This is a genomic window from Veillonella sp. 6_1_27 (assembly GCF_000163735.1).
GTDB classification, from domain to species: Bacteria; Bacillota; Negativicutes; order Veillonellales; family Veillonellaceae; genus Veillonella; species Veillonella parvula_A.
The window spans coordinates 156,768-170,449 of the sequence record NZ_GG770216.1 but is presented as its reverse complement, the minus strand read 5'-3'; the positions used below and the strand labels follow the sequence as shown (position 1 = coordinate 170,449).

The 13,682-nt window shown below is 36.3% G+C and carries 11 protein-coding genes and 1 CRISPR repeat array; all 11 genes read right to left on the bottom strand.

Going from position 1 to position 13,682, the window contains the following annotated elements:
- Positions 1 to 215 precede the first annotated feature (215 nt).
- The 11 genes from cas6 to HMPREF0874_RS04590 all read right to left on the bottom strand — a co-directional run bounded on the left by cas6 (position 216) and on the right by HMPREF0874_RS04590 (position 11,060).
- Positions 216 to 1,019, bottom strand: coding sequence for a CRISPR system precrRNA processing endoribonuclease RAMP protein Cas6 (gene cas6 / locus HMPREF0874_RS04640; RefSeq protein ID WP_008601968.1), 804 nt, complete (start codon positions 1,017 to 1,019; stop codon positions 216 to 218).
- Positions 1,019 to 2,944 (bottom strand): TIGR03986 family CRISPR-associated RAMP protein, encoded by a 1,926-nt coding sequence (locus tag HMPREF0874_RS04635; protein ID WP_008601966.1) that lies wholly within the window; start codon positions 2,942 to 2,944, stop codon positions 1,019 to 1,021. The genes cas6 and HMPREF0874_RS04635 overlap by 1 nt, the downstream gene beginning before the upstream one ends.
- Before the next feature lies 1 nt (position 2,945).
- Complete coding sequence (csx19, locus tag HMPREF0874_RS04630) at positions 2,946 to 3,509, bottom strand: CRISPR-associated protein Csx19 (RefSeq protein ID WP_008601964.1); 564 nt, start codon at positions 3,507 to 3,509, stop codon at positions 2,946 to 2,948.
- On the bottom strand, positions 3,502 to 4,857 hold the full coding sequence (locus HMPREF0874_RS04625; protein WP_008601962.1) for an RAMP superfamily CRISPR-associated protein: 1,356 nt from the start codon (positions 4,855 to 4,857) through the stop codon (positions 3,502 to 3,504). Before HMPREF0874_RS04625 ends, csx19 begins: the two co-directional genes overlap by 8 nt.
- A gap of 12 nt (positions 4,858 to 4,869) precedes the next feature.
- Positions 4,870 to 6,429 (bottom strand): hypothetical protein, encoded by a 1,560-nt coding sequence (locus tag HMPREF0874_RS04620; protein WP_039965181.1) that lies wholly within the window; start codon positions 6,427 to 6,429, stop codon positions 4,870 to 4,872.
- Entirely contained in the window at positions 6,417 to 7,064 is a 648-nt protein-coding gene (locus HMPREF0874_RS04615; protein ID WP_039965180.1) for an RAMP superfamily CRISPR-associated protein, read from the bottom strand. Before HMPREF0874_RS04615 ends, HMPREF0874_RS04620 begins: the two co-directional genes overlap by 13 nt.
- Before the next feature lie 2 nt (positions 7,065 to 7,066).
- A complete protein-coding gene (locus tag HMPREF0874_RS04610) occupies positions 7,067 to 8,671 on the bottom strand; it encodes a hypothetical protein (protein ID WP_008601961.1) in 1,605 nt (534 codons plus the stop codon).
- Positions 8,672 to 8,701: 30 nt separating this feature from the next.
- A complete protein-coding gene (locus HMPREF0874_RS04605) occupies positions 8,702 to 9,067 on the bottom strand; it encodes a hypothetical protein (RefSeq protein ID WP_008601959.1) in 366 nt (121 codons plus the stop codon).
- Between the two features lie 191 nt (positions 9,068 to 9,258).
- Entirely contained in the window at positions 9,259 to 10,254 is a 996-nt protein-coding gene (gene cas1, locus HMPREF0874_RS04600; protein WP_232197510.1) for a CRISPR-associated endonuclease Cas1, read from the bottom strand.
- 17 nt (positions 10,255 to 10,271) lie between these two features.
- Positions 10,272 to 10,547, bottom strand: coding sequence for a CRISPR-associated endonuclease Cas2 (cas2, locus tag HMPREF0874_RS04595; protein ID WP_232197509.1), 276 nt, complete (start codon positions 10,545 to 10,547; stop codon positions 10,272 to 10,274).
- A 114-nt stretch (positions 10,548 to 10,661) separates the two neighbouring features.
- Complete coding sequence (locus HMPREF0874_RS04590) at positions 10,662 to 11,060, bottom strand: DUF805 domain-containing protein (protein ID WP_232197508.1); 399 nt, start codon at positions 11,058 to 11,060, stop codon at positions 10,662 to 10,664.
- Between the two features lie 1,869 nt (positions 11,061 to 12,929).
- A CRISPR array of direct repeats spans positions 12,930 to 13,618; the repeat unit is 35 nt; unit sequence GTTTCAATACCGTAAACGGTAGGTACTGTTGCAAC.
- Positions 13,619 to 13,682 lie beyond the last annotated feature (64 nt).

Genomic DNA, 13,682 nt, shown 5'->3' with positions numbered 1-13,682 from the left:
TTAAAAGGAGAACTATCATGCTACTTGATGTTTCAACCCCTCAGGTTTAACTTGTGTGTTCATTATACGAGTTATACAAAAATGGAGATAATCAAAAAAACTAGGAACAAAAAAGAGGTCTCAAAGACATCTATAACAGATGCCTTTAAGACCTCTTTACTTGAGAGTAACTATATTTGAACTCCCATAGAATTCATCTGTACGGGCTATAAACCCTATTTGTTTTGTAATGTCACACGCACTTGACCAAGACTTTGGCTAGACAAACGACCTATGCCACAATGCTGACCGAAGAGTGCCAAAATAGTAATCAGTTGATTTTCTTCTTCTGTTAATTTGGAGATATTAAAGGTAAACTTACCTACAAAACCAGTAAGCCCTCGATCACGACCATAAAACACTCGTTTTGTATGACCTTCCCAACGTTCAAGGGTAACCTTCTCAACGACCGTCCGTATTAAATCCTTATTTAATGCATCGGTCATATCACCAGCATTCCATTTGTCTACGAGAGAAGAAAAAATAAGACTTGCTGTAGGAAAGGTTATATCCCCATGGGTTCCATTAAAGGATGTAGGCATCATAACTTCAAAAGTAATACGTCTCACCTGTTTTGCAGAAAGGCGCCGACTAATAAGCTCCAGTTCATTATCTACTTTCAACGGTAGATTAAACGGTGCCCCGTAGCGAACCCCTACAATTGTAGTTCGTAGTCTACCAAAGACTACCTCTAAGCCCTCAGATATACCTTCTAGTAATCCCCATAACTCACTATGCCATACAGAAACATGTAAATATAAGATATCCCCACGTCGAATGATATTATCTTGACGAGGCTCTTTAAAGGATAATTGTAGTGAGAAAGGCTTTATTCCTTCCATATCATGCCACCATGTAGCCTCATCTGCATCTACATGACTAAGAATAGAGAACAGTGCTGCATGTAGATATCTCCCTGGAAAGGCAGGCAAACTCCCTCTATTCTGAACTTCTAAAGCAATTGTAACTGTGCCGAGCATTATTTTTTACTCCAAGCTTTAATAAATTCACTTGGTGTACCTAACTTAACTCTTTTTTTGAATCGTTCATGTTCGTCATTATCAACCGACATCATAGACACTGCTTCGCTCCACTTTTCAATCGGTTTTTGACCATTTGCTAAATTCCAATCCATCATAGTTAATAATTCACTAAGCATTGTATCAGAACTTGATTGATTTTCTCCAAGAATATTGTTTCTATATTTCAAAAAAGCATCTATAAAGATATCTTTTGAAATATCTATTTCTCCTAGCTGCCAAGCGTTATTGTCAAACAATGTGTTGTATCGCTTATCTCTATCCAAGATATGTAAAGAAGAGTTTAGTTTGATACTACCTAAACCAATTGATTTTCCCTTACCTAATTTATAGGAAATATTTTTCTTTTCATCAGCCACTGTGTCAAGTTCTAGCCGATCAAGATTTAAAGTTAATAATAATGCACCTAATTCAATATCACTAAGATTATCAAAATAAATTCTACTTTGAAATGTCATACCAGAATCAATAGGCTGAATATATTTTGAAAGTTTATCTCCCTCCTTAACCGAAATATTCTTCCAAGAATTCGCTTTTTTTGTCGGCTGGTGCCAATATAACTTATACCCTCTAATAGTAGCATCATCATTATTCCAATTCTTACATTTATCAGTCTTTGAATTCTGGTTTAAATAAAATTGGAAAGAGGTTGGTTTCGGTCCCATCAATGGATGTGGTTTACCGCACTCACACCACTTAGGCTCATTACATAAATGAGCTTCTGAAAAAGATACTCGTCCGGCCCAATCACGAGAACGACCTAAAATACTTTCTGTTAAATCTACAACATCCTTTTGTTGTTTCAATGCTGTTGACAAATGATTACCAATACTTTTATCATATGGAATACGATAAAAACGGCCATGTCCGAAATGCTGTACCTTACCATTTTCTATCTTATAAAAACAAGGAACTACATAAGTTATATCTAAACAACCTGTATAGCCTTTTGCCACACTCCCTGATTTACCAGACTTACCATTCTTATCAACTTTATCGTTGTCTATTTCCAACAAATTTATGGTGTTTCTATTACTATCAAAATTATAGTTATTAATAACCTCTTCTGATATTAATATTCTACTATTAGCAAAATCTCTTGGCTTAAAAATACGCACAAAAGAATTTTTATTTGCCATTGCCCCTGTATGAATATCTACATAACTATCTTCCCAATCAATACTAGCATTACCATTTTTATGTTTTAGATGAGGATACTTTTCATATTTCAAAGGTTCAAAATCCGCATTTACTACATAAAACTTATGATCTACTGTCTTCATTATAAATCCAGCTTTAGCCTTAGTTTTAGAAGTCCATTTACCATTAACACGACAAGATTCAATCATCTTACTTTGATAATCTGTTATAGCCGATCCCACTTCCCGATAGAATAAACGGTAATCCTCAAAATCCCCAACACCAGATTTACTATCGTAAGCCTTAAAACCACTCGCAGTTACTATCTTTAATATCTGTTTAATCATACTTTTTATGCTACTACCGGGAATAATAGGGTTGTCATTACCACCAAAGAACTCTTGATATTCTTCTCCATTCTTCGTAACAACATTACCACCAATAAATAGAGGCGTTTGCGTCAGAATATCAATATCTATATAGCCTGAATTTTTGCCATTAGTTAAAATATGTTGTTTATATAACTCTTTATTGTCTTTACTAGAGTCTAATGTAAAGAATTCTGCAGGAATAACTTGTTTAGGCAAACTTACAAAATTATATGGCACAGATACTGGTTCAGTAGATTTCTGTTGATCTTTACTACTATAACTCTGATTTCCTTTATTATTTTTTGCCATACGGGCCTGATACTCTTTCTTTCTTTGAGCTTGTGTTTTTGCCATACTACACCTCCTTATCTAGAATCTTAACATACCGATAGTCGGTATAGCTTGCTTGATAGTTGTCTAGATAGCCAATATAATTGCGTGTTGTTAAATAGTAATATGGCTTTGATGTAGATACTGGAATAATTTGTGAAAGTTTACGCCCTGTATCCACTAAATAAGTAAAACCTTCTATTCGATTAAGCTGGCTATATTCAGCATTATTTTCTCCAATAAGACGAGATGTAGAATCTACATAGCTTACAGGTTCACCCAGTTCGTCACTAATATAACGATATAGTACTTCACCATGCTGTATAGTGAGTCTTAATTCTTCAACATCGTTAAAAATCCGCATATCTTGTAAGAAAGCTAAATCAACATCAGTTGTACCATCAGAAAATAAGAATCCACCTTGTCTGTAATATCCCCATTTCACTTCGTGTACTGACCAAATAATCACACGTCCATCATACTTCATAAAATCTTTTGCAGTAGATAACACATTTACTTCAGCTTTAAGTCCACATGTGCCAATAGTTTTTGTATATACGCCTTCATGACTATTTAATTGCTTACTCATGAGCCCCCTCCTTAGCTGAAACCGTATCTTTTTTAAAGTGATGTAAGGATTGAACTAATGCTTCTAAAGTCTCCTCTTGCCCCTTTGTAACCTTACCACTATCATCAATTACATAGCTTTCACCATTATATTGAATCGTAACAGATTCCCCCTTTATACGACCGCAACCAATTGTGCGATTAGCGCCCATTGTAACTTGACCACTCATTAAGTCCTTTACGAGAAGCATTGCAAGACCTGCTTCACTATTACTACAATCTTTAATTCTTATGTGCAAAGGAAACGTTAGTTTTGCCCCTTTCGTATTCCGTAGAGGATGATCAGCAAACAAGGCTCCATTCATAACACCGCCAGTAAATCTGTCAACACGAATGCGATGCTGTTCTTCTTGAGTGTAAGCTGTATCAAAATACACCTCATTAACCAAGACACGCCCCTTATGGCTCTCCTTAGTCTTATCATTACTATAGCCAAAAAGCTTATCAGTCATTGTAGTACCACGACCTAGTACATTTAATATACGACTACATTGATGACGTAATACACCTTTAACAGACGTACCAGGAATAAATAAAGTCAGTGACTTATTATCCCAACCAGCCTCAAAAATAGATTTAATAAGAATTGTATCCTCTAAATAGCAATCCATATCAATAATAAGGTCATTTTTTTCTATATTAGGTTTCTCAGGAAAAGTAACGGTTGTACCTGATTCATTCAATAGCCAAGACTGTACGTTCTTTGGTTTTGTAAAATCATAATGCTCTAAAGAAATTTCTTCACAAGCAATACAACCAAAGCCATTTACCGTACGAGCTCCGATAGAAATACCGTTTTTTAATAAGTTTGCTAATGTTATAAGAGTATCTTTAATTATATCTACTTGATTTTGATGGCATTCACGAATGATACAATCGATACGCAATGTACCATGGGCACCTGATTCAATGACTTCGAAATCATATTTTGCCCCATCTTTGGTGACACCAAGTACATCATCAATACAAATCCCATCACGAACAGAAATATTTGTATTTTCTAATGGGATATCATTAATTTGAAGTGCACTTTGTGTACCCTTATGCTCATCTATAGAGCCAAATAATACATTGTCTAAAGTTCTTTTAGAATCTTTAATCCCGTCAATATCTTGAATGGTTTGACGCAATACCCCTGCTAAAGATGTACCAGGAATAAATGGTTGCCCATCATGATAGGTTACCACTATGTCATCTACTGTATCATTTAAGATATCATTATAGACACCTGCCCGAATGATAAGTGGACTTATTAGTTTAACAGTGCCGGTAAGAGTATACCGCCCCATGATTTTTGCAGAATTTGACATATGACGGCCCCCTTACTGAATCTTTCTAATATGTCTAAAGAAATACACCCAATATTCGTAAGCTATAACCTTTGAAAACTCCTCTTTATCAATACCAATCATATCAACTAAATCAGCAGGAATTTCATAGTAAGAATCTTTTGTACGAGACTTAGATAAGCAAATTTCTAATAATATATCCTTATTAAATGTAATAATATAATCCATTAGATTTACATATTTTTCGACTTCATTTGTATACTCATGTTTTATATTGAATGGTTTTAAATTTTTTGCCAATATCTTATCATCATCTTTTATTTTGGCTACAAAATCCTTCAATTTTTCATAACCTGTTTTACGTTCCATACCTAGTTCAAATAGTAGAACAGTAGTAAAATGCTTTACTTGGCCACCTACATTAAATCTTGGTTTAATATATATATCTACATCCTTAGCAGCACGCAAACGAGCATTTACAATAACTTGTTTTTCCAATACCTTTTTAGCAATTTCTTGTGTTGGCGTATGTAAAGATTTAAGCTTAGGTGCTTCTTGCTTACCTAATTTCACCATCTTGAACTCGCCAGGAGTCCATAAACGGCCTTGACCGTAGCCCTCTTGAAGTCGAGTACCCATTCCGTTATACAAGATATTTTGTAGTTTATCTAGATCATCTTGGGACCAACCAGATTCCTTTACAAGCTCTACGATACTACCAGCAGATGCAGACGCTTCCGCGCTACTACGAACGCCCCAAATACTATTAAAGCTTTGCTCCTCTTGATAAGAAGCAAACACAGCACCTACAGAGATATCTGAACCAAGCGGTTGGACTGCTTGAGCTACTACATGACCAATAGACTCATTACCTAGCACTAATGGCGTATGAAATCTTACATATACAGAGTTACCACTATTTACTAGCGTTGGAACAACTGTAATATCACCAATTTCAACGAGACAATGACCATATTCAGTGCGACGAGAGCGACCGATATGACAATCCAACTGTTTAGGGAATTGACGAACAAACTCTTCTAATGAAGCTTTAGGCCCCACCACAGAACCTACAAACACTTGATTTGGCTCAAGATATTCATAGTTGAAGATATTGCCATCTTTACTGCGACCTTGTACACGTTCTTGCTCTAAAGAACGAGACATATGCAATTTAATAGCTGTTTCAATTTGTACAGGGCTGCATTCTTTGCCCTCTACAACAACAAAACCTTTAACGCCTTTAAAACCCAAAAGATCTTTACCGGTGTAGAAGTCTACGACATCATCACTGGCATAGCCTTCTGCATTTTTGTTCTTTTGTAAGCTCAGCGGTGCTGGAAAAGACGTACCTTTTGGCGTATGCTTATAGGCAGCAACAAATCGTAAGTCACCATAGAATAACTTCATAAAGTCTTGGTTTTTATGAGCTTCTCTACCAAGCTTATGAGCTGAAATAAATTGAGATGCAAAAAGACCTCGCAATACGCGACCATCAATAAAACCACGCGTAGATGTTAATACACCAGCTGTAGAGGAATTCGCAATGAGCGTTGGGGCTTTAACGGTAATCGTAATATTTACTTGTTCCATAATGTACCCCCTACAGTTTCTAAATCAAAAGCCTTATCATCAATCGTACATTCTATTTGACCAAAGCCACGGTTACGTTTGCCACCAATACCTGTCAAGTTGCGTACCGCACAAGCTAAAATTAATCGTTCTGTTTCTGTTATATCTTCCACACCAATACGACCACTAAATACGAGGCCTCTATTGAGCACGCGAGAGTTATGCAATGTCCCCTCTAGTGCTGTGCCTGTCACTTGATCGATAGATGTGTAATAGCGCATGGATGTGTACTCTTCAAGAACACGTTTCTTTGTAAACACGTCTGGATAGTGCTGCTCAAGAGCGGCCAACTCGCTGGCTACCACATCATAATCAGCAATAGTTAAATTAGAAAGAGATAATCTAGGATTATCTTCCACACTTTCAAGACGGTTAAATAATACTTTTACATCATCAATAGTAAATGTCTTAAGCCCTGCAGCCTGCATCATTTCAGCTACTTCAAGAGCACTTTCATATAAAACACCACGCACACGTTTAGCAGGAATAAAAGGAATTCCATAACGATCATGAACGATGGTACTGTCTGTGTTAACATCGCCTTGGCCGGACATAAGCATCGTTGGCGACAATAATTTAATAGTTAATGTGTACATACTTACTCCAATCCAGGCAAAATATAATCCATTAATTCTATGGCATCTACGTATGGCGTACGCATTTCACCGTCCACTTTAGCCCATAATTTTTCTTTGAAAGCATCCCAACCAGATACGGTAGGCATAGATTTATCAGTATTGCGCAATTGCTCAAGGAATACAGTCCACATATGCTCGTTATCTTGCAATACGGAACGCAGTTCTTTTACCTTATTATGAGCCAATAAGTCACCTACATAGCCCTTATCTTTAACCAAATTGAATTGACCTGTGCAATCTAACAATTGATGTAATGCTTCCATATCTTTGGTGGCATTTGCGTCCGCCTTACCATACACACGATATGGGCCAAAGTGCATATTACCAGTTAAACTGCTGTATTCATTAGCAAAGAACTGCTCTAATGTAGGCGCTGTTTCACCATGAAGAAAAGCAAAGTCCATCCAACAAGACTCATTAACTTTGTGAGATGCGTTATAAGCGCGCATTTTAGATTTAGCACTATCACAGAGTTGCTCTGCCATTTCGTACCCTCTAAAAAATGGATAAGACGTTGGGATAACTGCGATACCTGCACAAGAGGAAATAGACATGCCGTCTGTATCGCTCAATAATTGTTGCATCAAATAATGGGATGCTTGCACCGCAATACGAGCATTACAGATAAAAGTAATATCATCGCCACCAATGATAATCGGACGGATCGGCAACATATTCTTAGACAATTCGAGGTTTTCATCAAGAATATCATATTTATCAATAATCCATTTTACCAATGCTTTGAAGCTCTCCAATGTTTTAGTGGCAACACGTTTAGATAAAGCGCTACGCTCTTCTAATGTTTTACATTGTCTAAAGTGAGCACCCATGTTATTACCATCGATATGAACAATAGCAATATCATTAATTCCTGTTTTACTCTTTTCGGTAGATTGGTTTTGACCTAACTCTTCAAATTCAGATGGAAATACCCAATCAGTCGTTTCCGTACCAAATAAGTCTATTTTTAACCGGCTATTCGCAGCCTCAAAGGCTTCAAATTTAGCTGTGAAGGATGTAGCAACTAAGCGCTTTTCATCACCAAAGCTTTGCGTTGTATCTGCTACATCACCACTGAAATCACAAATAGTTGTCAAACCTGTATTAGCAGGATGCACTATTGGATTCAATGCAAATTGATTAGCTTTCAATTGTTTATATAATTTGCCGAGATCTGCAGAAAACTGTGTTCCATCAAGAGTAATGTAACCAGTTGTGGCACCTACTTTTAGACCTGGATACTGCACCAAAACTTGAGTCGTAAATTTCTTAACAATATCTTGAACCAAACTTTCATGTTTATCATCTATAAGAACCAGAGCATTACCGCCGCCAATATACGCAACATATATAGTTTTTGGAAGAGATGTAATGCTGTCACTACGTGTCAACCAGGATGTAGTGTCAGCCTCTACCCCAAGCTTATTGATAATTTCTTTACACAATACATCCTCAAACAATCTATCCACAATAAACGATGCTCCAACATTGGCCTTCAGTTTATTGTTAGCAAAAATATACTTTTGAATAGACTGCACATCAAACAATATGGCATTTACTTGCATAGGCTCACTCCTTACCTATTAACACAACATTTATAAATGACAATATTCTCGAAATTGAACAAACTGAAAGTTGACGATTTTCTCATTTATGCCTGCTTCGTAAGATTCACTCACCAAGCGCTCACTAGTGGCTACTAATACAGTAATTCCCACTGCTAATAGTCGTTCCACTAAAGCGTGACAGTATACAAATTCCCCCTGGCACAAGACAGCCTGTGGATTGAGACTTATAATCCTCCCTGCATATTCCTGTACTAGCTGCCCAATTTCACCAGATGGTAACGCTGGATCAATGAGGGGAAATGGTATATCTACCACCTCACCATATTGATGAGCTGCTGCCAACTGTTCATCCGACCAATATTGAGAAGGATGATTCGTATGATTGATAAACATAACCACTCCTCACTATACAAACTACAAAACAAAATTCATTTATTATTCATCTTTAATGATAGCAAATCGTATAAAAAAAATCACTCATAAATACATGATTTATGAAAGATTTTTCATATTTTATAAATTGTATATAATTACACGAATGTATAGGCTAATACCATATTTTACATATACATCAGCCCCTACTATCAAGATATATTCTCAGATTTTTCAATATCTACTGTTTCACCTAACGATTTGAGATATGAAATAAAAGCTTGTATTTCTTGTTGAATCCATTTTCTTGGTGCTAGATTATCAAGGCGAGAAAGCTCCGCTTTCATATAGTCCTCATAAAGCTCCACCCATTTCTTATTGACCTCCTTAGATAAAAAACAACCTCGTTCTGACAGATCAAAATCTTCAGGGAGTATCATATGACGATTCAATAGTTTTAATACAAAGCGATCGATTATATCTTGTCTAAATATATCCATTACATCGTACACTAAACTATCCTTTCGATTATTCGTGCTATGTAAAACACCTATGCGTACATCTAAACCAGCAGTCAACAAACAGGCACGGACTTCCCGTTCTAAAAACGAATAGCCATAACTCAAGATAGCGTTAACAGGATCAGGGCTAGGATGACGTCTACGGCCAGAAAATTCCCATGGTTCAGATAATACATGCCCTAATACAGAAAAATAAGTCCTAGATGCTAATCCCTCTATACCACGTAATGTGTCTACTTTTTTTGTTCTTTCTACACGTTTCAGCAACGCTTGCATCGTTCTATGTATGGCCACAAAATTTGGAATGCTTTTACTCTTTTTATACTGATTCAACAAGGCTATCTGACCTTTGATCTTACGTCGAACAATATATTTTGCCCCATCTAAGGCAAATTCTTGATTTTGAAAGCATGCTACTTGCCACAACAAACGTTGTAAAGTCGTATGCTCATCCCCTAAAGTTCCTACAAGCTGATACTTATAATCTACAAACTGAATGAGAGAACCTTGCTTCACTAAAGAAAACATAACCTGCGTAGAAATTTGAATCGTTCGGCCTAATACAAGATTTGATACAGTCGCTATAGGAATTTCTTTAATAACAGAATGATCCTTTTCAAGTACTAACAATCCTCCATCTTGTCGTATCGATATACCAGGTGTCATTACATATAAAGTTTCTAACATCACAACCTCCTAAAAAATTAAATAATCAACATCTTATCCTCTGTTAATGGAATCATTTTATTACACCATATAGGTGTCTTAGCTGTGTCAGAAATAGAAACGATGAGGAGGCGCCGTGTTTCATCCCCTTGTGTTAACACTTCGAGCTTTTTGGCAATCGTTTCTACTCTAACGTGAGCATGAACACATAAAAACACACTATACTGTACGCGGTAACAGAAGGATTCTAAATACTTAACTACCTTATTTCTAATTTTAGTATCGGAAATATCATAAGAAATAAGATACCGCATCAGAACCTCCTGTATCTTTACTTTCTACCATTAGTCAGAGAATCAAAAATCATAAACAATACAATTCCACACAAAAATATCCCTATGAAGCCAGTCATTCCATTTACTCCTTTACTAAACAACAATCATTGAATCCGGTTTTTCACCATAATGATTAGGATCTTCATCCCCTGGCATCAGCACTAAACCAATTTTTACAAATCCCATTATTTTAGCCAAAGTGGGCTCAAAAATAGCTATTATAGCGGCCACAATATAAATACCTGCTAAATAAGTTGGCCCATTTAAATCATGAATACGCCGCGATGCAATAGCTAACTCTCGAACAACAGAATACCCTATGATTGACCAACCCAATACCCAGAAAAACTTTGATACAGGGGCAAGACTAATACAAAGGCCCCCAAGATAGCCAATACCAATAATCATCAACAAATTCATAAAATAAGAGCGACGATTCATACGCCCTGATAAGGACAACATAGACTTTAATTCTTGCTGTAAATTTTCCATAATACCCTCCTTAATAATCATTCCGTGATGGTAATACAAACCACACCAATAAAGTTAAAAACAACATTGCCATATACTACCTCCTATATAAGACCAATTAAACTTGTTGAGTTCATTATACGAATCATACTGAAAGTAAACTAATCAGAAAAACTAGGAACAAAAAAAGAACTGTATCTTTGTGTGATATACACAAAAACACAGTTCTTTATTATTATGTAATTTTTAAGTTAGATATTCCGCACCCTTCGGTGCATACCGTAAACAGTAAGTACTGTTGCAACTCGAAGACGAGACTGCAGCTAAATCCGCAAAGCTAAAGTTTCAATACCGTAAACAGTAAGCTGAATCCCTTATCTCCCTCGTTTTACCTTCACTTCGTTCAGGAACTTGAGATGTGCGGACCTCATCGTCGCTCTGCTCCTCTGCTGTCTCGCACCCTTCGGCGCATACCGTAAATGGTAAGCTGAATCCCTTATCACCCTTGTTTTACCTTCACTTCGCTCAGGTACTTGAGATGTGCGGATCTCATCGTCGCTTTGCTCCTCTGCTGTCTCGCACCCTTCGGCGCATACCGTAAACGGTAAGTGCTGTTGCAACGAAAATTCTTATGACTTATTAATGGTGAATACTATAAAGTTTCAATACCGTAAACGGTCAGATTGGGCTCCCATTGGATCAAAAATACCGATAAGCATAAGTAAATACTGGTGGTAAATGATTTTTCTAAGGTTACAGTAATTATAAGGGTTTCTCGATTTTACGTCAATATTCTTTATCGTTTTCTTGCTGGCTTATGGCTTATTTTTAATTAAATGTAGATAGTATCTAAATGTAACAACCTTTAACTTAATTTGAATGCCTAAAAAAAGATTTAGTCTATCTACTACATATAAAAAGACCTATCCATACATCATCATATGAATAGGTCTATATACATTTATATTCTATCATTATTTTTACTATTAATCCTCAAGATACCAAGCGAATATATACAACAATAGTAATCCTATTAGAGTTGACATGTACACCTCTCCTATACTCAATCAAATAATTCGTCTAGTACAAAATCTACTGCTTCATCAACAGCTATTTCTATTACTAGATCCAATAGTTCATCCATATTTTCACCTCATTACAATTAAAACCTTTTAATACAATCCTTAAAACTTACATCTCCTGTTTTCTACTAATTTATATTGTAACAATTGTTTCATACTATTTTCTCCTTGCATTAGTCCTCAAATAATTTACATACTATTAATCCTACGGCAAAGCCTATATATGGATACATACTATCATCTACCTTTCTTAATATATCAACCAACAACTAGTCATCAGACTTAACAGCTTGATATACAGACACACCTAATAATACACCTGCTGCAAAACCTTCCCATGCGGCTGCGGCCGCTGCTGCTGCAAATAATGGTAGCATATTAATTCCTCCTAAAATACATATAAACAAAACAAATCCTTTGACATTTACAATTTCAAATATCCAATTCTACAAGTCATTCATTACCTCCCAACTCATATGACTAAATTAACTATCCATAGTATAACCTTATCAAAGATACAATTGAATTCATAAAAACTAAGGCGAACTATCATCTCCATAATTCAAGTATTTCGTTCTGGGTTACAAAATAATTATAGAATGAAAATCGACAAGTCCATATTCAAAAAAACTAAGACGCAAAAAAGGGTGAATCTAAAGATTCACCCTTTTACATTAAATATGAAAATACACAATCATAAACGATAAAAACTGTTACCTTTTCACCTTCGTTTTAACTTCACTTCGTTCAGGTACTTGAGATGTGCGGACCTCATCGTCGCTTTTCTCCTCTGCAGTCTAGCACCCTTCGGCGCATACCATAAACGGTAAGTACTGTTGCAACAGAGCTAGTAATCGGCGAACCAATCATGACCGTACAGTTTCAATACCGTAAACGGTAGGCACTGTTACAACTAGTGTCGATGGGGAATTAAAAGAAGGTGACATCTTATAATTTCAATACCGTAAACGGTAGGTACTGTTGCAACAACAAACAGTATCGTACCCACATGGCACGCGACTGATAGTTTCAATACCGTAAACGGTAGGTACTGTTGCAACGCCCAAAGAAATTTCGCCTTCGTTATCAGGATTATCAAGTTTCAATACCGTAAACGGTAGGTACTGTTGCAACCAGCTATCGCCATCTATGATTCGTCAAATGATGATAGTAGTTTCAATACCGTAAACGGTAGGTACTGTTGCAACATGTCGAAGACATGAAATTATCAGCAGAGTTATTTTTGTTTCAATACCGTAAACGGTAGGTACTGTTGCAACTCACCTAAATAACCATCTTCCTTCAAAAATGCAGGAACGTTTCAATACCGTAAACGGTAGGTACTGTTGCAACGTATGGTATTCTTTAGGTGAAGCGAAAACTCATGGTTTCAATACCGTAAACGGTAGGTACTGTTGCAACCATAGGTTTTACGATAGACTCTGTTTTGCCAGATTTTAGTGTTTCAATACCGTAAACGGTAGGTACTGTTGCAACAGCAGGTCTTAGAAGTCCAGTATTCATGGGCCTTAAAATTAGGTTTTGGAAAACCTCATACCGA

What these genes read in the sequence shown, in the direction of transcription:
- cas6 (WP_008601968.1), bottom strand. Translation starts at nt 1,019, where the DNA reads ATGCTCGGCACAGTTACAATTGCTTTAGAAGTTCAGAATAGAGGGAGT.
- HMPREF0874_RS04635 (WP_008601966.1), bottom strand. Translation starts at nt 2,944, where the DNA reads ATGGCAAAAACACAAGCTCAAAGAAAGAAAGAGTATCAGGCCCGTATG.
- csx19 (WP_008601964.1), bottom strand. Translation starts at nt 3,509, where the DNA reads ATGAGTAAGCAATTAAATAGTCATGAAGGCGTATATACAAAAACTATT.
- HMPREF0874_RS04625 (WP_008601962.1), bottom strand. Translation starts at nt 4,857, where the DNA reads ATGTCAAATTCTGCAAAAATCATGGGGCGGTATACTCTTACCGGCACT.
- HMPREF0874_RS04620 (WP_039965181.1), bottom strand. Translation starts at nt 6,429, where the DNA reads ATGGAACAAGTAAATATTACGATTACCGTTAAAGCCCCAACGCTCATT.
- HMPREF0874_RS04615 (WP_039965180.1), bottom strand. Translation starts at nt 7,064, where the DNA reads ATGTACACATTAACTATTAAATTATTGTCGCCAACGATGCTTATGTCC.
- HMPREF0874_RS04610 (WP_008601961.1), bottom strand. Translation starts at nt 8,671, where the DNA reads ATGCAAGTAAATGCCATATTGTTTGATGTGCAGTCTATTCAAAAGTAT.
- HMPREF0874_RS04605 (WP_008601959.1), bottom strand. Translation starts at nt 9,067, where the DNA reads ATGTTTATCAATCATACGAATCATCCTTCTCAATATTGGTCGGATGAA.
- cas1 (WP_232197510.1), bottom strand. Translation starts at nt 10,254, where the DNA reads ATGTTAGAAACTTTATATGTAATGACACCTGGTATATCGATACGACAA.
- cas2 (WP_232197509.1), bottom strand. Translation starts at nt 10,547, where the DNA reads ATGCGGTATCTTATTTCTTATGATATTTCCGATACTAAAATTAGAAAT.
- HMPREF0874_RS04590 (WP_232197508.1), bottom strand. Translation starts at nt 11,060, where the DNA reads ATGGAAAATTTACAGCAAGAATTAAAGTCTATGTTGTCCTTATCAGGG.